Raw genomic sequence first — 21,810 nt, forward strand, 5'->3', positions numbered from 1 at the left:
GAATTACTTGGCCTTCTCGAGGATCTCGACGACGCGCCAGCGCTTGGTCGCGGACAGCGGCCGGGTCTCCATCAGGAGGACGCGGTCGCCGACACCCGCGGCGTTCTGCTCGTCGTGGGCCTTGAGCTTGTTCGTACGACGGATGACCTTGCCGTACAGCGCGTGCTTGACGCGGTCCTCGACGGCGACGACGACGGTCTTGTCCATCTTGTCGCTGACGACCAGACCCTCACGGGTCTTGCGGAAACCGCGGTCCGTCTTGGTCTCTTCAGTCACGTTGCTGCTCTCGCTCATCAGGCGCTCTCCACCGTCTCGATGCCCAGCTCGCGCTCACGCATCAGGGTGTAGATCCGCGCGATGTCCTTGCGGACGGCCTTGAGCCGCCCGTGGTTCTCGAGCTGGCCCGTCGCCGCCTGGAAGCGGAGGTTGAACAGCTCTTCCTTGGCCTCGCGGAGCTTGTTCAAAAGCTCCTCGTTGCCCAGCTCGCGCAGCTCAGACGCCTTGGTACCGGCCGACATCACGCTTCACCTGCCTCGCGCTTGACGATCTTGCACTTCATCGGCAGCTTGTGAGCCGCACGGGTCAGGGCCTCGCGCGCGATCTTCTCGTTGGGGTACGACAGCTCGAACATCACGCGTCCGGGCTTGACGTTGGCCACCCACCACTCCGGCGAACCCTTACCGGAACCCATGCGGGTCTCGGCCGGCTTCTTGGTGAGGGGGCGGTCCGGGTAGATGTTGATCCAGACCTTGCCGCCACGCTTGATGTGACGGGTCATGGCGATACGAGCCGCTTCGATCTGGCGGTTCGTGACGTACGCCGGGGTCAGCGCCTGGATGCCGTACTCGCCGAACGCAACCTGCGTGCCACCCTTGGACATGCCGTTGCGCTTGGGGTGGTGCTGCTTGCGGTGCTTGACCCTACGGGGGATCAGCATGACGGTCAGGCCTCCGTTCCGGTGCTCTCAGCCGGAGCGGCGGCGGGAGCCTCGGCCTTGGGGGCCTCGGCGCCGGCAGCCTGCTGCGGCTTGCGACCGCGCCCGCCACGCTCGCCACCGCGGCCACCACGGGCCGGGCGGTCGTTGCCACCACGGGCCGGGCGGTTGCCGGCGCGGGCAGCGGCGTTCTCGGCGCGGACCTCGGCGATGTTCTTGACGTCGCCCTTGTAGATCCAGACCTTCACGCCGATGCGGCCGAAGGTCGTCTTGGCCTCGAAGAAGCCGTAGTCCACGTTCGCGCGGAGCGTGTGCAGGGGCACGCGGCCCTCGCGGTAGAACTCCGAGCGGGACATCTCGGCGCCACCGAGGCGGCCACCGCACTGGATCTTGATGCCCTTGGCGCCGGCCTTCATCGCCGACTGCATGCTCTTGCGCATGGCACGGCGGAAGGAGACGCGGGAGGAGAGCTGCTCGGCGACGGCCTGGGCGACCAGCTGAGCGTCGGTCTCAGGGTTCTTGACCTCGAGGATGTTCAGCTGGACCTGCTTGCCGGTGAGCTTCTCGAGGTCGCCGCGGATGCGGTCGGCCTCGGCGCCGCGGCGGCCGATGACGATGCCCGGACGAGCGGTGTGGATGTCCACACGCACGCGGTCACGGGTGCGCTCGATCTCGACCTTGGAGATGCCGGCGCGCTCCATGCCGGACGTCATCATCCGACGGATGGCGACGTCTTCCTTGACGTAGTCCTTGTACAGCTTGTCGGCGTACCAACGCGACTTGAAGTCGGTCGTGACACCGAGCCGGAACCCGTGCGGGTTTACCTTCTGGCCCATTACCGGGTTCCTTCCTTGCTGCTGACGACCACGGTGATGTGGCTGGTCCGCTTGCGGATCCGGTAGGCACGGCCCTGGGCGCGCGGCCGGAACCGCTTCAGGGTCGGGCCCTCGTCGACGTAGGCCTCGGAGATGTAGAGGCTGTCGACATCGGTGTGGTCGTAGTTGTGCGCGGCGTTGGCGATGGCGCTGTCCAGCACCTTGCCGACCGGCACGCTCGCGGCCTGCGGGGCGAAACGCAGGACCGCCTGAGCCTCCGTGGCGTCCATGCCACGGATGAGGTCCACCACGCGGCGGGCCTTCATGGGCGTGACGCGGATGTACCGCGCCTGGGCCCTGGCTTCCATGGTTGTCCCTTCAGTGTCTGTCATGGTCGATTGCACCCCGCCGACTAGCGGCGCTTCGACTTCCGGTCGTCCTTGACGTGGCCCCGGAAGGTGCGGGTCGGCGAGAACTCGCCGAGCTTGTGGCCGACCATCGACTCGGTGACAAACACCGGGATGTGGGTCTTGCCGTTGTGCACCGCGAGCGTGTGGCCGAGCATGGCCGGCACGATCATCGAGCGACGGGACCAGGTCTTGATGACGTTCTTGGTGCCCGCTTCGTTCTGGGCGTCCACCTTCTTCATCAGGTGGTCGTCGACGAAGGGCCCCTTCTTCAAGCTACGAGGCATCTCAACCCGTCCTTAGCGCTTCTTGTTCGTCTTGCGGCGGCGGACGATGTACTTGTTCGACGCCTTCTTGGGCGAACGAGTACGGCCTTCCTTCTTGCCCCACGGGGACACAGGGTGGCGACCACCGGAGGTCCGGCCCTCACCACCACCGTGCGGGTGGTCAACCGGGTTCATGACCACACCACGGACGGTCGGGCGAACGCCCAGCCACCGCTTACGGCCCGCCTTGCCCCAGTTGATGTTGCTCTGCTCGGCGTTGCCGACCTCGCCGACGGTGGCGCGGCAGCGCACGTCGACCAGGCGGATCTCACCGGACGGCATACGGAGGTGGGCCATCTGGCCCTCCTTCGCGAGCAGCTGCACCGAGGCGCCGGCGGAGCGGGCGAACTTCGCGCCGCCGCCCGGACGCAGCTCGATGGCGTGCAGCGTGGTACCGACCGGGATGTTGCGCAGGGCGAGGTTGTTACCCGGCTTGATGTCGGCCCCGGGACCGTTCTCGACGCGGTCGCCCTGGCTCAGGCCACGCGGCGCGAGGATGTAGCGCTTCTCGCCGTCCGCGTAGTGCAGGAGCGCGATGCGCGCGGTGCGGTTGGGGTCGTACTCGATGTGCGCGACCTTCGCCGGCACGCCGTCCTTGTCGTGACGACGGAAGTCGATCACGCGGTAGGCGCGCTTGTGGCCACCACCCTGGTGGCGGACGGTCACACGACCGGAGTTGTTACGGCCACCCTTGCTGTGCAGGGGGCGGACCAACGACTTCTCCGGCGTGGACCGCGTGACCTCGACGAAGTCGGCGACGCTCGAGCCGCGACGGCCCGGCGTAGTCGGCTTGTACTTGCGGATTCCCATTTCTCAGTCCTCGTCCGATATCGGACGATCCGACCCGCTTACGCGGTCGGACCGCCGAAGATGTCGATACGGTCGCCCTCGGCGAGGGTCACGATCGCGCGCTTGGTGGACGCACGCTGGCCGAAGCCCGTGCGGGTCCGCTTGCGCTTGCCCTGGCGGTTGATCGTGTTGACCCCGGTGACCTTGACCGAGAAGACCGCCTGGACGGCCTGCTTGATCTGGGTCTTGTTGGCGTTCGGGTCGACGATGAACGTGTACTTGCCCTCGTCGAGGAGCGCGTAGCTCTTCTCGGAGACGACCGGCTTGAGCAGCACGTCACGGGGGTCCGTGAAGGACTTGCTCAGCGGGGTCTCGACCGTGTTCTTGCCCTCGGTGGCGTGGCGACGCGCCTTCTTGACGCGAGCCTCCTTGGCCTTCTTCGCGGCCTTCGAGGCGATAGCGGGGTGACGGATAGCCATCAGACCTCGCTCCCTTCGGTGTCATTGGCCTTCGGGCCCGACACGAAGGACTCGAAAGCGGCCTTGGTGAAGACCACGTCGTCCGAGACGAGAACGTCGTACGTGTTCAGCTGGCCCGGCTCCAGGATGTGGACCTGGGGCAGGTTGCGGGCGGACAGCCACGCGGCCTCGTCGGCGCGGTCGACGACCAGGAGCAGGTTCTTGCGCTCCGAGATCTTGCCGAACAGCGTCCGGGCGGCCTTCGTCGACGGGCTGTCGCCCTCGACGACGCCGGAGACGACGTGGATGCGGTTGTGGCGGGCCCGGTCGGTGAGGGCGTGACGCAGCGCGGCAGCCTTCATCTTCTTCGGGGTCCGCTGCGAGTAGTCACGCGGCACGGGACCGTGCACGACGCCACCACCGGCGAACTGCGGCGCGCGGGTCGAACCCTGACGGGCGCGACCGGTGCCCTTCTGGCGGTACGGCTTCTTGCCACCGCCGCGGACCTCGCCACGGGTCTTGGTCTTGTGCGTGCCCTGTCGGGCAGCGGCCAGCTGTGCGACGACGACCTGGTGGATCAGCGGAATGCTGACCTTCTCAACGCCGAAGATCTCCGCGGGGAGCTCGACGGAACCGGCCTTGTCGCCCGCCGGCGAAAGGATGTCAACAGTGCTCATTACCTCAGGCCCCCTTGGCCGCGGTGCGGACCAGGACGAGGCCGCCGTTCGGACCGGGAACCGCGCCCTTGATGAGCAGCAGACCCTTCTCCGCGTCAACGGCGTGGACGGTCAGGTTCTGGGTGGTGACCCGCTCGTTGCCCATGCGACCCGCCATGCGGAGGCCCTTGAACACACGGCCCGGGGTGGCGCAGCCACCGATGGAACCGGGGGAGCGGTGCTTGCGCTGGGTGCCGTGTCCGGCGCCGAGGCCACGGAAGTTGTGGCGCTTCATGACACCGGCGAAGCCCTTGCCCTTGCTCTTGCCGGTCACGTCGACCTTCACGCCGGCCTCGAACACCTCAGCGGTGATCTCCTGGCCCAGCGTGTACTCGGAGGCGTCCGCGGTGCGGATCTCGACGAGGTGGCGACGGGGAGTGACGTCGGCCTTGGCGAAGTGGCCCTTGAGGGGCTTGTTCACCTTGCGCGGGTCGATCTCGCCGAAGGCGATCTGGACGGACTCGTAGCCGTCGACATCGTTCGTGCGGACCTGGGTGACGACGTTGGGGCCGGCCTTGACGACGGTGACCGGGACGACGCGGTTGTTCGCGTCCCACACCTGCGTCATGCCGAGCTTCTCGCCCAGGATGCCCTTGATCTGCTTAGCCATCTCTCAGATCACCGGCCTCAGAGCTTGATCTCGATGTCGACACCGGCCGGGAGGTCGAGTCGCATCAGAGAGTCAACGGTCTTGGGGGTGGGGTCGAGGATGTCGATCAGGCGCTTGTGCGTGCGCATCTCGAAGTGCTCGCGCGAGTCCTTGTACTTGTGCGGCGACTTGATGACGCAGTACACGTTCTTCTCAGTGGGCAGCGGCACCGGGCCCGCGACCGACGCACCAGTACGCGTCACCGTCTCGACGATCTTCTTCGCCGAGCTGTCGATGACCTCGTGGTCGTAGGCCTTGAGCCGGATGCGGATCTTCTGTCCCGCCATGGCTACTCAGTAGTCCTGTCTCTTCTCACGCTCTGGAACCCGGCGGATTCCTTCTGCTGCCTTCGTTCTCCGACCCACGCGGTCGGGCGTGTCGCGCTCCCGCTGACACAGATGCCCCTTGTTCGAACATCCCTGCGGGATTGCACACGGCCCTTCCGGAAACCGCGAGCCGGGGGCGGAAGGCCCACCGGGTGCCTGGCCGGTGCCGCACCTTGCTTCCCGAAAGATTCCCGTACGTCCGCCCCAGCGCTGCCGTGGTGGCAGTTAGGACGACGAGTACTGTGGGACTCGCTTCCGGTCCTCCCGGCGGGAGGCGCGCAGCATCAACACTCGACCGAGCAACTCGGACAGTCTGCCATACGGGGCAAGGCCGACGCCAATCGAGCCGGAGAGAATACCCCGAGGGTGACGAAGGTCAAACACAGGACCGGGGGGGCGCTGCTTGTCAGGATTCCTCGCCGAGCGGCCGCGGCGCGTGCGGAGGGTGACGAAAGGCTTGGTAGTCGTACTCCTCTTCGAAGATCACGACCAGTGCCCGCGCGTCGTGGGACAGGAAGACGAGATCGCTGCCCAACACCTGACGCAGTGATCCGGCCCACCCCGGGCGGGTGACGGCACAGTCGAGCCACGGGAAGAGCTCCATCCTGGTGCGCACATAGAACCTCGAGCCGATGCCCGCTTCTGCGGCGAATTCTTCGATCCAGCGGTCCACCTCGCCGTCACTCGCCTCGTCCCCGATCCGCGAGGCCGGTACCGAGTCGGTCCGCTGAAATGCGGCCAGGGCGCTCGCGGGCCAGTCGGGCATCTCGTCGTCCTGGCGGTATCCCAGGGTGCGCACGCCGCCGAGTCGCTCCAGGAGCCATGCCGCTTCTGCCTCTTCCTTGCGCCTCTGAAGCTTCTTGCGCAGTTCTTCGCTCGGCACTAGGTACCTTCCGGGTAATAGAAGTGGTGCTTGTCCCCGACCTGCTGGTAGCGCTGCCCCATCATGTCGACGTTTCTGCCCCCGCCCTTGGGCTGTCCGGCATGGAAGTGCGGATGCGGTGCGTTGGGGTCATTGGTGTGGTTGACGACGACGCGTGTGCCCTCAGGTGTCTCGTACTGGTAGTACCGCCCATGGGAACCGGGGCTCTCGTCATACACGTAGTTGCTCGTCCTGTGCCGCATGGCCGGATCGTCACCGACCGTCCACTGACGGGTGGGCGGCTGACTGCGCGGAACACCCGCCCGGTCCTTGGCGGCGTTGAAGGCCTCTTGCCGTGTGTCGAAGTTCCTGTTGTACGGAGCGAGGCCGAGCGGGTCCGCCCAGGTATGGGGGTTGTGGACGTAAGCGGTGGGGTTGGGCGCGGGTTCGATGCCCAGAGGGTCGGGGGAGGCGTACCGGGCCGTCTCCGGGTCGTAGTAACGAAGGTAGTTGTAGTGGAAACCGGTCTCGGGGTCGTGGTATTGACCGGGGAATCGCAGCGGTGTGTACGCGGTGCTTTCCGTCGGCCACGTGGTGAGACCCCAGAGGGTGCTGCGTGACCGCCACGCGACACCGCCGGACTCGTCGATGAGTTCCGTGGGTGTCCCCACGAGGTCGGTGACGATGGCGAAGAAGCGGGAGTCGATCTCCTCCTGGAGGGATGCGTCGGTGAGGCGCTCGGTCTGCGTCAGGGGGAACAGACCGTCGTGATCCCACGTGAGGGTCACCGGGTGCGGCAGGTGGGAAGCGGTGGTGGTCTGCTCCGTGACCGTCTGCCCGTCCCAGGTGAAGTGCGTTTCCTCCAGGACCGTCACGCCGTCCGCGGCGAGGCGTTGCTTCGCTGTCCGGCGGCCGAAGGGGTCGTAGCGGTAACGCCAGGTCGTCCCGTCAGGGGTGATCACCGAGATGAGACGGTCCTCGGCGTCCCACTCGTAACGCCATACGTCGGGCTTTCGCGACAGGCGGACCTTGCGCCGCACCACGATGCGTCCCGCTGCGTCGTACTCGTACCGGACGGAACCCGCCCGTGTGAGGCGGTTTCCGGTGTAGTCCCGCTCTCCCTGTGCCTCCTGGCCCGGGTGGTGCGGAGGCCAGGAGCCTCGGGTCTGGTTGCCTGTCGCGTCGTAGGCATAGGACTCGGTCCACTCCCGGGCCCTGACTTCCGTCACACGGCCGGCGTCGTCCAGGCCGAACGCCACGGGGCCGTGCGAGGGGTCGTCGATACCGACGAGGGCGCTGTCCGGACGGAAGGAGTAGGAACGGTGTTGCACCAGCCCTTCCGGCGTGGTCACCCTCAGGTCCGTCGGCCGCCCCGCGATGTCTCGCCCCTGGGAAATGGTGAGCGAGTCACCGACCAGGCGACGCACCTCGCGGCCTGCGGCGTCGTAGCTGAAGTGCACGGCATGCCCCGAGCTGACCAGCGAAGCCGTGCGGCCCACCGCGTCGTATCGGTAGGCGGCGCGGGCACCGGTGGGCGTCGTCCTCTCCGTACGCCGACCCGCCGCGTCGTAGCCGAACCGCAGCGTGCGTCCGTTCACCGATTCGGAGACGAGCCGCCCCGACGCGTCGCGCTGCCAGGCCATCGCACAGTCAGGGCTCGACAGGCGCAGCCTCCTGCCGAGACGGTCGTACTCGTACGTCGTGACGGCACCGTCCACGCGCTTCGTCGTGAGTCGACCCAACTCGTCGTACTCGTATTCGACCGACTGTCCCAACGGGTTCGTGCGGGCCACCAGGCGGCCCGCCGCATCGTGCCGGTAGGTGACACGACGGCCGTCGAAGTCCTTCTCCGCGACGAGCCGGCCAGCGGGATCGTACTCGTATCTCCAGGTCAGGCCGCTGGGAGCCGTGACCTTGGTCAGCCGTAGCGAGGAGTCGTGCTCGAACTCGTAGCGAGCTCCGTCGGGGCCTGTCCGCGCAGTCAGCAGGTCGAAGTGTGTGTACTCGAAGGTGGAGTCGCGGCCATCAGCGTCCGTGTGGCGAATGCAGTTGCCTTCCCCGTCGTACTCCCACGACTGTTCCGCGCCGTCCGGACCGAGTGTGCGAGCGAGATGCCCCTCCACGGTCCACCAGCGACGGGTCTGCGCTCCCAGTGGGTCCGTGATCAGGTGGGTCCGGCCGAACGCGTCATGGTGTTCGGTGAAGCGGTTGCCCAGCGGATCGGTCACTTCGGTCACCAAGCCGGCAGCTGTGCAGCGGACGTGAGTGGTCTCTCCGAGCGCGTCGGTGACCGCCGTGACACGGCCGGCGTCGTCGTAGGTGTACCGAACCGTCGCCCCGGTGGGATCGGTGACCGCGGTGCAGTTGCCACGGTCGTCGTACTCCCGCTGCCAACGAGCGGCTTCGGGCAGGACAACGGCCGTGGGAAGCCCGAGGTCGTTGTACGTGTACCGGGTGACTTCGCCGTCCGGGTGGGCGATGGTGAGTGGCCGGCCCGCCGAGTCGTAGGTGAACCGTGTCGTGTGGCCCAGTGCGTCGGTGTGGGCCAGCACATGGTGGTTGTCGTCGGACTCGGTGCGCGTGGTGTCGCCGTTGGCATCGATCTCGGCCACCACCTGGCAACGGTCGTTGACCAGGAATCGGCTCACCGCGTGCTCGGAGGTGGTCAGGGTCGTGACCGCGAGGTCCGGCCAGTCGGCGTGCGTGCCGTCGTAGGCCAGGGTGATGGCGATGTGGCCGGCCTCTCCACCCTCGGCCGTGCAGCGGTCCAGCGCATCGTAGGTGTACTCGTATCGGCTGCCGTTGCTGTCGGTCCAGGAGGTGACGCGCAGACGCTCGTCGTAGGTGAAACGAAGCGCCGCACCCGAGGAGTTGACGACCTCCGTGAGGTTACCGTCGGTGTAGCCATATCGCTTGACGGTGATGTCGGAACCGTCGTCGGCCGCTTCGGCCAAGGCCAGCGAGGTGATCAGGCCGTCCTCGGCGGTGAACTTCAGGTGGTAGCCGCCCGAGTGCCTGATGTCGGTCGGAGTCCCGGCACTGTCATGACGGAATTCGATAGTGTGACCGTTGCGGTCGGATATCCGCTCCAGCAGTGCCAGGCCGTCACATGGTCTGCCGAAGGTCCGGATCTGCCCGGTGACGAGGTCGGTCACCGTGTAGCCGCCGTCGTCCAACCGGGTCAGGGGCCAGCGTGGGCCGACTTCCGGCAGCTCCGGTGACGCCGGATCTTGAGGGTGCGGGTAGGCGAGCAGCAGCCCGTCTTCGGTGACGAAGACGACGCCTTCCTCGTCGATCTCCAGCCGTTGGTCCAAGGTGGAGGTCCAGGTGGGACCGAACCACCAGCCCGTGGCGTATCCCGACTCCACCCGACGCTGGAAGGCCAAGGGCAGCAGCCCCGGAAGTTCCACGTCGGTCTGTGGGAGGAACATCTTGCCCGTGGCCATGTCGACCGGGTCACTGCCCTTGGACCGTACGACGCTCTTGACCCGGTTGTGTGCGCCCTTGGCTCCGTCCGCGATCATGCGACGAGCGCTCTTGCCGAGGCCGCGGACGGCGAGCCCCATGCCCTTCAGCCCACCCCTGAGCCCCTGCACGGCGGCCATGCCGCCCTTGAGGCCCTTGGCCAGCCCGCCAAGCGTGGTCAGACCCTTCATGCCCGGGATGCAGTCCAGAGCCGCCAGCCCCACATCCCATAGGGACGCTCGGCCCTTGCTGTATTTGTAGAGCGTGTCGGCGAGCACGACCGCGGCCGCGATCAGCACGATCGCGCCCAGGATCGGCCCGCCGATGATCATCGCGACGATGCCGACCACGGCCACGACGACCTTGCACACCGCGACGATGGTGTCCCAGTTGTCGACGAACCAGTCGCCGACCTCCTCCCACCACGACCGGTTCTGGATGCCGGCGTCCGAGGCCTCGTCGATCTTCGACTTCGCCTCCCGCGCGGCCTCCTCGCGCATCTTGCGCGCGTCCTCGGCCATCTTCTTCGCCGCGGCGAGCGCGTCCTGAGCGTCGGAGACGTCCGACTGGGCTTTGGTCTGGGCGGACTTCGCGTGCTGCACGTCCCGCGTCGCGGCGCGCACCTTCGCCTCGTCCGGCTTGTCCGCGTCGGACTTGCTGCCGGTCGGGTCGTCCTTGTACTTGTCCGCTTCCTTGGTCGCCCGCGTCATCCACGAGTCGGCGGAGGCGAGGCGGGACTGGGCGGAGGAGAGGTTGTCGCGGGCCTCGCGGCCCTTGCGCAGGGCCTTGTCCGCCAGAGACTGCGCGCGCTCCAGCTTCGGCCAGAAGTCCGCCAGCGCGTCCCCGCACATCTCATAGGACTTCCTCAGCTTCTTGAGGTTCTTCGGGACGTCGGCGAAGTCCTCCTTGAAAACGTCGGCCGACTTGCCCGCCCACTCCAGCAGCGTGCCCTCGCCCGCCATGCCCTTGACCAGACGCAGCGCGTCGGAGACGTCGTCGGCGAAGTCGTGCAACTGCTTCGCGAGTGTGCGCACCCGCTGCGGATCACCGGGGGTCGGGTCCTTGTCCAGATCCAGGACATGCCAGTCCGTAGGCCTGTGCCCCGCCATACCGCAACCCCCGTCACGCCCGCACCCACGTCAACACCCGTATGCACACGTGAACTTACAAGGCAGAGTTGTTCGGGGAGAAGGCAGGGCCCGCAGACAGCGTGGCCGCGACCGGCATCAGGCCGTGAACCGGAACGTCGACGTGATCGCGTCGAAGATGTCGAAGAACGAGTCCGCCAGGTCGAGCACCTGGCTGCTGCCCGCGACCAGGGCGACCTTGCCCTCCTGACCCGGCACCGGGATGTACGTCTGCATCAGCACGGCCCGGACCGTGCGGTTGAGCTCGTCGCCCGGTACGACGATGTCCTCGATGCCGTACGTGCGCGCCGCCGGGCCGACGCCCGGGATGTCGATGGTCGTCACCTTGCGCCAGGCGTCGCCTTCCCGCCTGGCCTCCTTGACCGCGAGCTGGCTCGCGATGGCCGCCGGGTCGTTGGACAGCGGCTCACCGCGCTCGTTGCGGCCGCCGACCAGGGAGACGGTCACGGACCCCGTGATCGGGGTGTCGCCGCCGAAGTTCTCCGCCATGCAGCCGCAGTACAGCGCGCCCGACTTCCACGCGTCCGCCGCGGCCTTGCGGAGGAAGTCGACGTACGTGTCCCGGTACTGCTCCAGCTCCGGCCGCTGCCGCACCCGCTCGGTCACCATCCGCCGGATCGAGTCGTCCCGCGACTCCGGCCGGACGTCGAACTCCCACCACGACTCCGGCACCTTGATCCGGAAACCGCCCCGCTCGACGGTCAGGGTCTCCATGTACCGGGCCATGACGCCGGCCTCCCCGTTCTCTCGATCACTCGTGCGTTCATCGTCCCATCGCACGAGGGCGGGAGGTCCCTCACCCCTCGGCCGTCCCCCCGCCCTCCTCGACCGTCCAGAAGGGCGAGTCCTTCGGCGGGGCCGGGCGCACGGTGAGCGTGTCGAAGTCGATGTCCGCGTCCACGACCGGGTCCCCGACCGGAAGCCGGACCCGGTGATCCGCCTGGTAGTACGCCCCGTAGGCCCAGTACTCGGGCATCTCGTGCAGCATGATCCACACGCCGTCCGCGGTCCCGTACGTCGCGTTGATCCGGGCCACCGCCTCCGCCCGGGACACGCCACAACGGTCCACCAGCACGTTCACCATCTCCCGGTAGAAGGCGAGTGGCTCTTCGTCCAGCGAAATCACGAACTCCGTGTCCGTGGCGCCGGCCGTCGGGCACGCCCCGTACTCCACGAGCAGGCGCAGCCGCTTCACCTCGGCCACGAGTCGCGGCAGGGCGTCACGTGCCATGGCGATGAACGCGGCGTTCTCCTCCCAGCGTTCGTCGGCGCAGTCGACGTAGCGCGGCTGCTGTACGAGCGTCGCCGCGATCAGCTCCCCGTGGTCGAAGCCGGGCCAGCGCTCGGTACGGCCGGTGTCCTCCACCGTGCTGACGGCGACCAGGTTCATCGCGTGCTCGTCGTCCAGATTCCTGACGAACCAGGGGCCGGGAGTGGCGACCGCGCACAGTTCCTCGATCGCGTCCAGGTCGAGGTCGTCGGTGGCGGGATCCGACGTCATGCGGCAAGACTCGATACGAAGCCTGCCCACGCCGTGGACGAGAGGGTCAGCCGAGGACCCTGCGTGTGCTTGGAGTCCCGGACGTGGACGGTCGCGGTGTCCGGCGCTATCGCGATCTCGACGCAGGAGTTGCCGTCCGTGCCACTGCTGTAGCTGCTCTCGAACGACGTCAGTTCAGCGTTGCGGATCATGTCTCTCCCAGCAGTTGCTCAATGAAGGTCAGCGACTCCCGTGGGGGAAGGGCCTGAGCCCGGATGCTGCCATACCGCAGTTCGAGGATCTGGATTTGTTCCGGGTCAGTGGTGGGTCGGCCGTTGAAGGCACGTATTCACCGGACGAAGTGGAACAACTGGTGGCCGCGCGCATGGCTCGCCGGTCGGTGTTCGAGCGGTCGCCTGCCCCGTCGCTCAGTTTCGTCCAGGAGGAGGCCACGCTGCGGCGCCCGGTCGGGGGCACAATGGTCTGGCGGCAGCAGCTTGAGCGCCTGCTGGAGGTGGGCCGGTTGCGCAACGTCAGGCTCCAGGTGATGCCGACGAGCAGTGAGGCCCACCCCGGTCTGAACGGGAGGATCGAGGTGCTGAAGTTCGGGGACGGTACCGCGGTGGGCCGGTCCGACGGCGTCCTCCCACGTCGCCGCGATGAGCCCACCCGCCCCCAGCACCCGGTCCGCCGCCGCGAGGTACTCCTGCCGGGGAATCCGCTTCCCGCCCTCGATCTTGTAGACCAGGTCCTCCCCGTACCCCACCGCCGCCCCGAACTCAGCGGCCCGCATCCCCACCGCCTCCCGCCGCAGCTTCAGCTGCCGCCCCACCGTGGCGATGACGGCGACACCCCACTCGTCGTCGGGGTCGACCTCCCAACCCGGCTCCTCCGCCTCGCTCTTGAGCCATCCCGTCTCCGCCGCCCCGGCCGTCTCCCCGCGCCCTTCCGTCGTACGCCCCTTGTCTCAGCGCCCTACCCGTACGCCCGGCACCGACAGCCCGGACACCACCGGACAAGCTCCGGACAGTCACCGTACGCACCCGCTGAGTCACTGTTCACGGTAGGCGCCGACGGCCACGCTGGGTGACGTGAAGCAGAACTTCCCCGGGCCCGAAGCGGCCACGCAGCGCGGCGACTTCAGCCTCCAGCTCTCCCCCACCCCCCGCGGCGCCCGCCTCGCCCGGCTCCTCGCCACCGAGCAACTGCGTTCCTGGGGACTGCCGTTGGACCGGACGCCGCAGGTCGTCGCCGAGCTGTCGGCCAACGCCGTCACGCACAGCCGCGTCCCCGGCCGCGACTTCCACCTGTCCCTCCACGTCGCCGCCGGCACCCTCCGCATCGAGGTGACCGACACCCGCGACGACCGGCAACCGGCGCCCCGTATCCCCTGCCCGGACGCCGAGCCCGGTCGCGGTCTGCTCCTCGTCGACGCGCTCGCCGACCGCTGGGGCGTCACCCCGGGCCCTCCGCCCCGCAAGACCGTGTGGGCCGAGATCGACCTCTGACCGGCCCCGGCTCCCTTAACGCCGCCTTAAGTGGGCTTTAAGCGATCCGGAGGTCAGCCGGTCGGCTCCAACTCAGCCCAGTTCAGGCGGGGTTGACGGACCAATCGGGCAGTTGGTTGTGCGGTAAACCGTTCGTACCATCCCTCCACGGCCGACAGCGTCGGCCCACTCCCCCCATCCCCCACAGACAAGGTGTGTTCAGCCATGACTGCTCATCGCACACGCCGTCGGCGGCTCGGCGGGCTCGTCCCGCTGGTCTGCGCCTCAGTCACCGCCGCGTTCGCCCTGACCACTCTCGGCCCCTCCGCCGCACAGGCCGATGCCGCCGCACAGGGTGATGCCGCGGCCGCCGCCGTGACCTGGTCGGACGAGTTCAACGGCGCCGCTGGCAGCGCCCCGGACCCGGCCAAGTGGACCGTGGAGACCGGCGGCTCCGGCAACGGCAACAACGAGCTGCAGTACTACACGAACAACAGAGACAACGTTGCCCTCGACGGCAACGGCAACCTGGTCATCACCGCCCGCAAGAACACCGACCCCGGACTCCAGTGCTGGTACGGCACCTGTCAGTACACGTCCGCCCGGCTCAACACCGCCCGGACCTTCACGCAGGCGTACGGCCACTTCGAGGCCCGGATCAAGGTGCCGCGCGGCCAGGGCATGTGGCCCGCGTTCTGGATGCTCGGCAACGACCTGGGCAGCGTCGGATGGCCCAACAGCGGCGAGATCGACATCATGGAGAACGTCGGCAACGAGCCCGGCACCGTCCACGGCACCCTGCACGGCCCCGGTTACTCCGGCAGCGGCGGCATCGGCGCGGCCTACACCCTCTCCGGCGGCCGGGCCTTCGCCGACGACTTCCACGTCTTCGCCGTCGACTGGACGCCGGGGAAGATCACGTGGTCCGTCGACGGACAGACCTACCAGACGCGCACCACGGCCGACCTCGGCGGCAAGAAGTGGGTCTACGACCACCCCTTCTTCATGATCCTGAACCTCGCCGTCGGCGGCAACTGGCCCGGCAGCCCGGACGGGAACACCCAGTTCCCGCAGACGATGACCGTGGACTACGTCCGCGTCTCCACCTCCGACGGCGGCGGCTCCGGCGGCACCACCGGCGCCATCAAGGGCATCGGCGGCATGTGCGCCGACGTCGCCGGCGCCTCGACGGCCGACGGCACGCCCATCCAGCTCCACAACTGCACCGGCGTCGACGCCCAGAAGTGGACTGTCGGCGCCGACGGCACCGTACGCGCCCTCGGCAAGTGCCTCGACGTGCGCGACGGTTCCACCGCAGACGGAGCCGCGGTGCAGCTCTACACCTGCAACGGCACCAAGGCCCAGCAGTGGGTCCACACCGCGGCACGCGACCTGGTCAACGTCGGCGCGGACAAGTGCCTGGACGCCAAGGGCAACTCCTCGGCCGACGGCACTCCCCTGCAGATCTGGACGTGCACCGGCGGCACCAACCAGAAGTGGACGGTCGGCTGACCCCTGACGCCCGTCGGCTGACCCCCTGACCCCGACGGCACCCCACGGCCCACCCCCCACGCCACCCCCCACACGGACGCCCCCGGCTCCCCCGCGAGCCGGGGGCGTCGCCGTCTCCGCTCCCCCGCCTCCTCCGGCCCCCGCTCCTCCGGCCCCCGGCCCTCGGCCCTCGGCCCCCCCGGACACGGCAAAGGGGCCCGCACGACCGAAGTCGTACGGGCCCCTCCGAGCCACTCAGGTCAGTCGACCCTCAAGCCAGTCCGAGGACTCACTTGGTGATCTTGGTGACCTGGCCGGCGCCCACGGTCCGGCCACCCTCACGGATGGCGAACTTCAGGCCCTCCTCCATGGCGACGGGCTGGATGAGCTCCACCTTCATCTCGGTGTTGTCACCCGGCATGACCATCTCGGTGCCCTCGGGGAGGGTCACCACGCCGGTCACGTCCGTCGTACGGAAGTAGAACTGCGGGCGGTAGTTGTTGAAGAACGGCGTGTGGCGGCCACCCTCGTCCTTGGACAGGATGTAGGCCTGCGCCTCGAACTCGGTGTGCGGGGTGACCGAGCCCGGCTTGATGATGACCTGGCCGCGCTCGACGTCCTCGCGCTTGATGCCACGGAGGAGCAGACCGACGTTCTCACCGGCCTGGCCCTCGTCGAGCAGCTTGCGGAACATCTCGATGCCGGTGACCGTGGTGGTGGTCTTCTCGGTCTTGATGCCGATGATGTCGACGGTCTCGTTGACCTTCAGGACACCACGCTCGATACGGCCGGTGACGACCGTACCGCGACCGGTGATCGTGAAGACGTCCTCGATCGGCATGAGGAACGGCTTGTCGACGTCGCGCTCCGGCTCCGGGATCGCGGTGTCGACGGCGTTCATGAGCTCGAGGACGGAGTTGCCCCACTCCTTGTCGCCCTCGAGGGCCTTCAGAGCGGAGACCTTGACGACGGGAACGTCGTCGCCCGGGAACTCGTACTCGGAGAGGAGCTCACGGACCTCGAGCTCGACGAGCTCCAGGATCTCCTCGTCGTCCACCATGTCGGCCTTGTTCAGCGCGACGACGATGTACGGAACGCCGACCTGGCGGGCCAGGAGCACGTGCTCCTTGGTCTGCGGCATCGGGCCGTCGGTGGCGGCGACCACGAGGATGGCGCCGTCCATCTGCGCCGCACCCGTGATCATGTTCTTGATGTAGTCCGCGTGACCGGGGCAGTCGACGTGGGCGTAGTGACGCGTCTCGGTCTGGTACTCGACGTGCGCGATGGAGATGGTGATACCGCGCTGGCGCTCCTCAGGAGCCTTGTCGATCTGGTCGAAGGCCGAGGCCTCGTTGATGTCCGGGTACGCGTCGTGCAGCACCTTGGTAATGGCGGCCGTGAGGGTCGTCTTACCGTGGTCGATGTGACCGATGGTGCCGATGTTGACGTGCGGCTTAGTCCGCTCGAACTTCGCCTTCGCCACTGGGGTCCTCCTGGGAGTGGTTCTGGTACGCCTTACTTCATCGGCGCCAGGTGATCTTTGCTGGAAAGCCCGGGCCCCGGGGCACTCTCACCACGATTGCGGTGGAATGCCCCTCAAGGCTCCGGAGTCAAGCCTACGGCGTGTAGACGCGGTGCGTTACTCGCCCTTGGCCTTCGCGATGATCTCCTCGGCGACGTTCCGCGGAACCTCGGCGTAGGAGTCGAACTGCATGGAGTAGCTCGCACGGCCGGACGTCTTGCTGCGCAGGTCGCCGACGTAGCCGAACATCTCCGAGAGGGGCACGAGGCCCTTCACGACGCGGGCACCGGCCCGCTCCTCCATGGCCTGGATCTGGCCACGGCGGGAGTTGATGTCACCGATGACCTCACCCATGTAGTCCTCGGGCGTGGTGACCTCGACGGCCATCATCGGCTCAAGGAGTACGGGGCTGGCCTTGCGCGCGGCCTCCTTGAAGGCCTGCGAACCGGCGATCTTGAACGCGAGCTCGGAGGAGTCGACCTCGTGGTAGGCACCGTCGAGCAGCGTCACGCGGACACCGGTCATCTCGTAACCGGCGAGGATGCCGAACTGCATGGCCTCCTGCGCGCCGGCGTCCACCGAAGGGATGTACTCCTTCGGCACACGGCCACCGGTCACCTTGTTGATGAACTCGTACGAGGCGTCGCCGCCCTCGATCGGCTCGATCGCGATGATGACGCGGGCGAACTGGCCGGTACCACCCGTCTGCTTCTTGTGGGTGAACTCGACCTTCTCGACGGCCTTGCGGATCGTCTCGCGGTAGGCGACCTGCGGCTTGCCGACGTTGGCCTCGACCTTGAACTCACGGCGCATACGGTCGACCAGCACCTCGAGGTGCAGCTCGCCCATACCACCGATGATGGTCTGGCCGGTCTCCTCGTCCGAGTGGACCTGGAAGGACGGGTCCTCCTCGGCCAGGCGCTGGATCGCGACGCCGAGCTTCTCCTGGTCGCCCTTCGACTTGGGCTCGATGGCGACCTGGATGACCGGGGCCGGGAAGTCCATGGACTCCAGGATGACCGGGTTCTTGTCGTCGGACAGCGTCTCACCGGTGGTGGTCTGCTTCAGGCCCATGACGGCGACGATGTCGCCGGCGCCCACCGACTCGATCTCCTCACGCTTGTTGGCGTGCATGCGGTAGATCTTGCCGATGCGCTCCTTCTTGCCCTTGACGGAGTTCAGCACCGAGGTGCCGGACTCCAGGCGGCCCGAGTAGACCCGGACGAAGGTGAGCTTACCGAGGTGCGGGTCGCTCATGATCTTGAACGCCAGCGCGGCGAGCGGCTCGTCGTCCGACGGCTTGCGCGCGATGACCTTCTCCGGGTCCTTGACGTCGTGGCCCTCGATGGCCTCAATGTCGACCGGCGACGGCAGGTAGCGCACGACGGCGTCGAGCAGGGGCTGGACGCCCTTGTTCTTGAACGCGGTGCCGCAGAACACGGGGGTGACGGTGGTGCCGCCGCCCTTGCCGGACGCGATGGTGATGCGACGGATCGCGGCGTAGAGCTGCTCCACGGTGGGCTCGGTGCCCTCCAGGTACAGCTCCATCAGCTCTTCGTCGTTCTCGGCGACGGCCTCGAGCAGCTTGCCGCGGTACTCCTCGGCAGCCTCGCGGTGGGTGTCCGGGATGTCGACGGTGTCGTACATCTCGCCCTTGGTCGCCTCGGCCGACCAGACCAGGGCCTTCATCGTCACGAGGTCGATGACGCCCTTGAAGTCCGCCTCCGCGCCGATCGGCAGCTGCATGACCAGCGGCTGCGCGCCCAGGCGGTCCGAGATCATGTCCACGCAGCGGTGGAACTCGGCGCCGGTGCGGTCCAGCTTGTTGACGAAGCAGATACGCGGAACGCCGTAGCGGTCCGCCTGACGCCACACCGTCTCGGACTGGGGCTCGACGCCGGCGACGCCGTCGAACACCGTCACGGCACCGTCGAGCACGCGCAGGGAGCGCTCCACCTCGACGGTGAAGTCGACGTGCCCCGGGGTGTCGATGATGTTGATGGTGTGGTCGACGTCCTCCAGCGGCCAGTGGCAGGTGGTGGCAGCAGAGGTGATCGTGATGCCACGCTCCTGCTCCTGCTCCATCCAGTCCATGGTGGCAGCGCCGTCGTGGACCTCACCGATCTTGTACGAAACGCCGGTGTAGAACAGGATCCGCTCGGTGGTGGTCGTCTTGCCCGCGTCGATGTGGGCCATGATCCCGATGTTGCGGACCCTGGCCAGGTCAAGCGAAGTGGTAGCCATAAGGCTTCAGTCTTCTCTCGGTCGCGATGGGGTCTGCGACTACCAGCGGTAGTGCGCGAAGGCCTTGTTGGACTCGGCCATCTTGTGCGTGTCCTCGCGCTTCTTCACAGCGGCGCCGAGGCCGTTGCTGGCGTCGAGGAGCTCGTTGAGCAGACGCTCGGTCATGGTCTTCTCGCGACGGGCGCGGGAGTAACCGACGAGCCAGCGCAGCGCCAGGGTGTTGGCACGGCCGGGCTTGACCTCGACCGGGACCTGGTAGGTGGCACCACCGACACGGCGGGACTTGACCTCGAGGGTCGGCTTGATGTTCTCGAGAGCGCGCTTCAGCGTGATGACCGGGTCGTTGCCGGTCTTCTCGCGCAGGCCCTCCATGGCGCCGTAGACGATGCGCTCGGCGGTGGAGCGCTTGCCGTTCAGCAGCACCTTGTTGATCAGGGAGGTCACCAGAGGAGAGCCGTAGACCGGGTCGATGATGACCGGGCGCTTCGGGGCGGGGCCCTTACGAGGCATTCTTACTTCTCCTTCTTGGCGCCGTAGCGGCTGCGGGCCTGCTTGCGGTTCTTGACACCCTGGGTGTCGAGCGAGCCGCGGATGATCTTGTAGCGAACACCCGGCAGGTCCTTCACACGGCCGCCGCGCACGAGCACGATGGAGTGCTCCTGCAGGTTGTGTCCCTCACCCGGAATGTAGGCCGTGACCTCGATGCCGCTGGTCAGACGCACACGCGCGACCTTACGGAGGGCCGAGTTCGGCTTCTTCGGGGTGGTCGTGAACACACGCGTGCAGACGCCACGGCGCTGAGGGGAACCCTCGAGTGCGGGCGTCTTGTTCTTCTCGACCTTGTCCTGCCGGCCCTTCCGGACCAGCTGCTGGATCGTAGGCACTACTTCTCCGGTTTCTGTGTGCCGATGGGTACAGCTAACCTGGAACGTCGCCGACCCACGCGGTCGGGTGTGTCGAATCCCGCGGACTCCCGCCGCCAGGCAGAATTAAGCGCAGATTACGGTGGCCGCTTACGACTCGACGTGCGGTTGATGGCACGCACGAGAGCCAGGGCACACCCCAGGCACAAGGTCTGAGCGTACCTATCGCATTCGCTGCGGTCAAAACAAATGGGCACCGCCCGCATCGCCATGCGGGACATGTCAAGGCCTTGGGCCGTTGTCGATGTTCAATTCAGCGGCAGCTGTCCGATTTGCATACATTACCGGTGCCCCGGCCGGCTGTCAGCCGGCCGCGAGCGACACCAGGGTCAGCAACACCAGCACGAGTGCCCAGCCGGCGGTGGACAACCAGCCGAGCACGAGCCCGGTCAGGGCCAGCCCGTCCCCGAGATCGCCTCGGCTGCGGATCTCGGACCGCGCCACATGCCCCAGTACGACGGCCGGAATGCCGGTCAGCCCCATGGTCGGCACGCACAACAGCCCGCACACGGCGGCGGCCACGGCCTTGCCGTTGGTCTGTGGCCGCGGCGCCGGCAGGAACACCGGCGGCACGGTCACGGCCGGCAGGGACTGCGGCACCGGCCCCTGCGGCAGATCGGCGACAAGCAGCGCCAGCTCCCCCACGGTCCGCGCCGCGTACGCACGCGCCACCCGCTTCTCGAACTCGGCGTGCTCCATCCGCCCCTCGCCGTACCCCGCTCTGAGCACGTCCACGGCCCGCTCCCGATCGGCGTGCGAGGCCAGCATCGACGGCACGCTGTGACCCTGCCAGGGTTGCCAGGACGGATAGGACGGCTGCGACACGGAGCACCTCCCCCGGAGCCGGAGTCCTTCCATGATGCGCCGAAGCAGCGTTTCCGGCACCGGGTCGTACCGGACGGACCCGGCGTGTCGGCCAGGGCGGCCGAAGACCGCCCGTTGTTTCCATGGTCATCTCAAGTACGTTGACGCCTGTACACGGCACGCATCGGCACGCATCGGCACGGAGCAACGCGGAGGTCGCGGGATGACCGGGGGGCAAGCACGGGCGTGGGACGACGACGGCGTGCCGTTCCTCGCCCGGCTGGAGCGCGAGGACCGTGCCGCCCTGCTCGCCATCGGCCGCCCCCTGCGCTACCCGGCTCGCGGCGTCATTCTGAACCAGGACGAGCCCTCCACCCATGTCCTGCTGTTACTGCACGGTTGGACCAAGGTGACGGCCACCGCGGTCAACGGCTACGAGGCTCTGCTCGCTCTGCGCGGTCCCGGCGACATCATCGGTGAGGGCGCCGCGCTCAGTGGCCGCGGCCGTTCGGCGAAGGTGACGGCGCTGGAGCCTGTCGAGGCGGTCGTGATCGACCAGGGCCGCTTCACGACGTTCGTGTCGAACCACCCCGGTGTGGCGCTGCACCTGCTGAGCCTGTCCACGGACCGGCAGCGCTCGACCGACCGCCGCCGGCTGGAGTGGGCGGCCCTGAGCGTGCGGGAGCGCCTGGCCGTCCTCCTGCTGGAGCTGGTCCGCACCCACGGCAGCCGGACGGACGAGGGCATTGAGCTGACGATCGGGCTCAGCCAGCAGGAGTTCGCGGGCTCGGTCGGATCCTCGCGCGAGGCGGTGGCCCGGCTTCTCAAGGAGCTGCGGGACCGGAACGTCGTCGCCACCCGTCGGCGCCGGATCGTCATTCTCCGGCCCGACGTGCTGCGTCGCATCGCGGTCGACGGCCCGGCCTGAGGCACACCCCCGCGCTTGCGTCTGTGCACACGGTCA

24 protein-coding genes and 3 pseudogenes are annotated in these 21,810 nt (G+C 67.8%); 4 read left to right on the plus strand and 23 right to left on the minus strand.

The window, feature by feature from the left end:
• Positions 1 to 3: 3 nt before the first annotated feature.
• The 17 genes and pseudogenes from rpsQ to ABTZ58_RS40180 form a co-directional block, all read right to left on the minus strand.
• Positions 4 to 294 carry a 30S ribosomal protein S17 gene (gene rpsQ / locus ABTZ58_RS15945; RefSeq protein WP_338782541.1) on the minus strand — a complete coding sequence of 97 codons (291 nt, stop codon included), beginning with the start codon at positions 292 to 294 and terminating at the stop codon, positions 4 to 6.
• On the minus strand, positions 294 to 518 hold the full coding sequence (gene rpmC, locus ABTZ58_RS15950) for a 50S ribosomal protein L29 (RefSeq protein WP_010036720.1): 225 nt from the start codon (positions 516 to 518) through the stop codon (positions 294 to 296). Before rpmC ends, rpsQ begins: the two co-directional genes overlap by 1 nt.
• Positions 518 to 937 (minus strand): 50S ribosomal protein L16, encoded by a 420-nt coding sequence (gene rplP / locus ABTZ58_RS15955; RefSeq protein WP_004984526.1) that lies wholly within the window; start codon positions 935 to 937, stop codon positions 518 to 520. Before rplP ends, rpmC begins: the two co-directional genes overlap by 1 nt.
• A gap of 5 nt (positions 938 to 942) precedes the next feature.
• On the minus strand, positions 943 to 1,770 hold the full coding sequence (gene rpsC, locus ABTZ58_RS15960; protein WP_311680329.1) for a 30S ribosomal protein S3: 828 nt from the start codon (positions 1,768 to 1,770) through the stop codon (positions 943 to 945).
• Entirely contained in the window at positions 1,770 to 2,117 is a 348-nt protein-coding gene (gene rplV / locus ABTZ58_RS15965; protein ID WP_028420772.1) for a 50S ribosomal protein L22, read from the minus strand. Before rplV ends, rpsC begins: the two co-directional genes overlap by 1 nt.
• 44 nt (positions 2,118 to 2,161) lie before the next feature.
• A complete protein-coding gene (gene rpsS / locus ABTZ58_RS15970) occupies positions 2,162 to 2,443 on the minus strand; it encodes a 30S ribosomal protein S19 (RefSeq protein ID WP_053759516.1) in 282 nt (93 codons plus the stop codon).
• A 12-nt stretch (positions 2,444 to 2,455) separates the two neighbouring features.
• Positions 2,456 to 3,292, minus strand: coding sequence for a 50S ribosomal protein L2 (rplB, locus tag ABTZ58_RS15975; protein WP_006130778.1), 837 nt, complete (start codon positions 3,290 to 3,292; stop codon positions 2,456 to 2,458).
• 38 nt (positions 3,293 to 3,330) lie between these two features.
• The gene (gene rplW / locus ABTZ58_RS15980; protein ID WP_351355986.1) at positions 3,331 to 3,750 is read right to left on the minus strand and encodes a 50S ribosomal protein L23; all 420 of its coding nucleotides are present in this window, start codon (positions 3,748 to 3,750) and stop codon (positions 3,331 to 3,333) included.
• Entirely contained in the window at positions 3,750 to 4,406 is a 657-nt protein-coding gene (gene rplD, locus ABTZ58_RS15985) for a 50S ribosomal protein L4 (protein ID WP_311680330.1), read from the minus strand. The genes rplW and rplD overlap by 1 nt, the downstream gene beginning before the upstream one ends.
• Positions 4,407 to 4,410: 4 nt before the next feature.
• On the minus strand, positions 4,411 to 5,055 hold the full coding sequence (gene rplC, locus ABTZ58_RS15990) for a 50S ribosomal protein L3 (protein WP_010036739.1): 645 nt from the start codon (positions 5,053 to 5,055) through the stop codon (positions 4,411 to 4,413).
• A 17-nt stretch (positions 5,056 to 5,072) separates the two neighbouring features.
• Entirely contained in the window at positions 5,073 to 5,381 is a 309-nt protein-coding gene (gene rpsJ, locus ABTZ58_RS15995; protein WP_003948644.1) for a 30S ribosomal protein S10, read from the minus strand.
• A gap of 445 nt (positions 5,382 to 5,826) precedes the next feature.
• Positions 5,827 to 6,303, minus strand: a complete 477-nt coding sequence (locus ABTZ58_RS16000) for a hypothetical protein (RefSeq protein ID WP_351355991.1) — start codon at positions 6,301 to 6,303, stop codon at positions 5,827 to 5,829.
• Positions 6,303 to 10,856 (minus strand): DUF6531 domain-containing protein, encoded by a 4,554-nt coding sequence (locus ABTZ58_RS16005; protein ID WP_351355994.1) that lies wholly within the window; start codon positions 10,854 to 10,856, stop codon positions 6,303 to 6,305. The genes ABTZ58_RS16000 and ABTZ58_RS16005 overlap by 1 nt, the downstream gene beginning before the upstream one ends.
• Positions 10,857 to 10,973: 117 nt before the next feature.
• Entirely contained in the window at positions 10,974 to 11,621 is a 648-nt protein-coding gene (locus tag ABTZ58_RS16010; protein ID WP_351355997.1) for a hypothetical protein, read from the minus strand.
• 70 nt (positions 11,622 to 11,691) lie between these two features.
• Positions 11,692 to 12,396 (minus strand): hypothetical protein, encoded by a 705-nt coding sequence (locus tag ABTZ58_RS16015; RefSeq protein ID WP_351356000.1) that lies wholly within the window; start codon positions 12,394 to 12,396, stop codon positions 11,692 to 11,694.
• A complete protein-coding gene (locus ABTZ58_RS16020) occupies positions 12,393 to 12,587 on the minus strand; it encodes a DUF397 domain-containing protein (RefSeq protein ID WP_351356003.1) in 195 nt (64 codons plus the stop codon). The genes ABTZ58_RS16015 and ABTZ58_RS16020 overlap by 4 nt, the downstream gene beginning before the upstream one ends.
• Positions 12,584 to 12,718, minus strand: a pseudogene (locus ABTZ58_RS40180) (transcriptional regulator); the annotation flags it as partial. The gene ABTZ58_RS16020 and the pseudogene ABTZ58_RS40180, both read right to left, overlap by 4 nt.
• Positions 12,719 to 12,721: 3 nt before the next feature.
• On the opposite strand from ABTZ58_RS40180, the pseudogene ABTZ58_RS16025 reads away from it, so the two are divergent.
• Positions 12,722 to 13,022, plus strand: a pseudogene (locus ABTZ58_RS16025) (DUF5753 domain-containing protein); the annotation flags it as partial.
• Here the strand turns inward: ABTZ58_RS16025 and ABTZ58_RS16030 are convergent.
• Positions 13,012 to 13,282: pseudogene (locus tag ABTZ58_RS16030) on the minus strand (helix-turn-helix domain-containing protein); the annotation flags it as partial. The pseudogenes ABTZ58_RS16025 and ABTZ58_RS16030 overlap by 11 nt on opposite strands.
• A 184-nt stretch (positions 13,283 to 13,466) precedes the next feature.
• On the opposite strand from ABTZ58_RS16030, the gene ABTZ58_RS16035 reads away from it, so the two are divergent.
• Positions 13,467 to 13,883 carry an ATP-binding protein gene (locus ABTZ58_RS16035; RefSeq protein WP_351356006.1) on the plus strand — a complete coding sequence of 139 codons (417 nt, stop codon included), beginning with the start codon at positions 13,467 to 13,469 and terminating at the stop codon, positions 13,881 to 13,883.
• 204 nt (positions 13,884 to 14,087) lie between these two features.
• Positions 14,088 to 15,374, plus strand: coding sequence for a family 16 glycosylhydrolase (locus tag ABTZ58_RS16040; protein ID WP_351356009.1), 1,287 nt, complete (start codon positions 14,088 to 14,090; stop codon positions 15,372 to 15,374).
• A 268-nt stretch (positions 15,375 to 15,642) separates the two neighbouring features.
• Here the strand turns inward: ABTZ58_RS16040 and tuf are convergent, their stop codons facing one another.
• The 5 genes from tuf to ABTZ58_RS16065 form a co-directional block, all read right to left on the minus strand.
• Entirely contained in the window at positions 15,643 to 16,836 is a 1,194-nt protein-coding gene (gene tuf / locus ABTZ58_RS16045; protein WP_351356012.1) for an elongation factor Tu, read from the minus strand.
• Between the two features lie 156 nt (positions 16,837 to 16,992).
• On the minus strand, positions 16,993 to 19,119 hold the full coding sequence (gene fusA, locus ABTZ58_RS16050; RefSeq protein ID WP_351356015.1) for an elongation factor G: 2,127 nt from the start codon (positions 19,117 to 19,119) through the stop codon (positions 16,993 to 16,995).
• A gap of 39 nt (positions 19,120 to 19,158) precedes the next feature.
• Complete coding sequence (gene rpsG, locus ABTZ58_RS16055; RefSeq protein WP_003998848.1) at positions 19,159 to 19,629, minus strand: 30S ribosomal protein S7; 471 nt, start codon at positions 19,627 to 19,629, stop codon at positions 19,159 to 19,161.
• A gap of 2 nt (positions 19,630 to 19,631) precedes the next feature.
• Positions 19,632 to 20,003, minus strand: a complete 372-nt coding sequence (gene rpsL, locus ABTZ58_RS16060; RefSeq protein ID WP_003948652.1) for a 30S ribosomal protein S12 — start codon at positions 20,001 to 20,003, stop codon at positions 19,632 to 19,634.
• 342 nt (positions 20,004 to 20,345) lie between these two features.
• A complete protein-coding gene (locus ABTZ58_RS16065; RefSeq protein ID WP_502996074.1) occupies positions 20,346 to 20,867 on the minus strand; it encodes a DUF1707 and DUF4190 domain-containing protein in 522 nt (173 codons plus the stop codon).
• Between the two features lie 202 nt (positions 20,868 to 21,069).
• Between ABTZ58_RS16065 and ABTZ58_RS16070 the strand changes: the two genes are divergently transcribed.
• Complete coding sequence (locus ABTZ58_RS16070) at positions 21,070 to 21,774, plus strand: Crp/Fnr family transcriptional regulator (protein WP_351356021.1); 705 nt, start codon at positions 21,070 to 21,072, stop codon at positions 21,772 to 21,774.
• The last annotated feature ends 36 nt before the right edge of the window (positions 21,775 to 21,810 follow it).

The organism is Streptomyces sp. NPDC094143 (genome assembly GCF_040303825.1).
GTDB lineage: Bacteria > Actinomycetota > Actinomycetes > Streptomycetales > Streptomycetaceae > Streptomyces.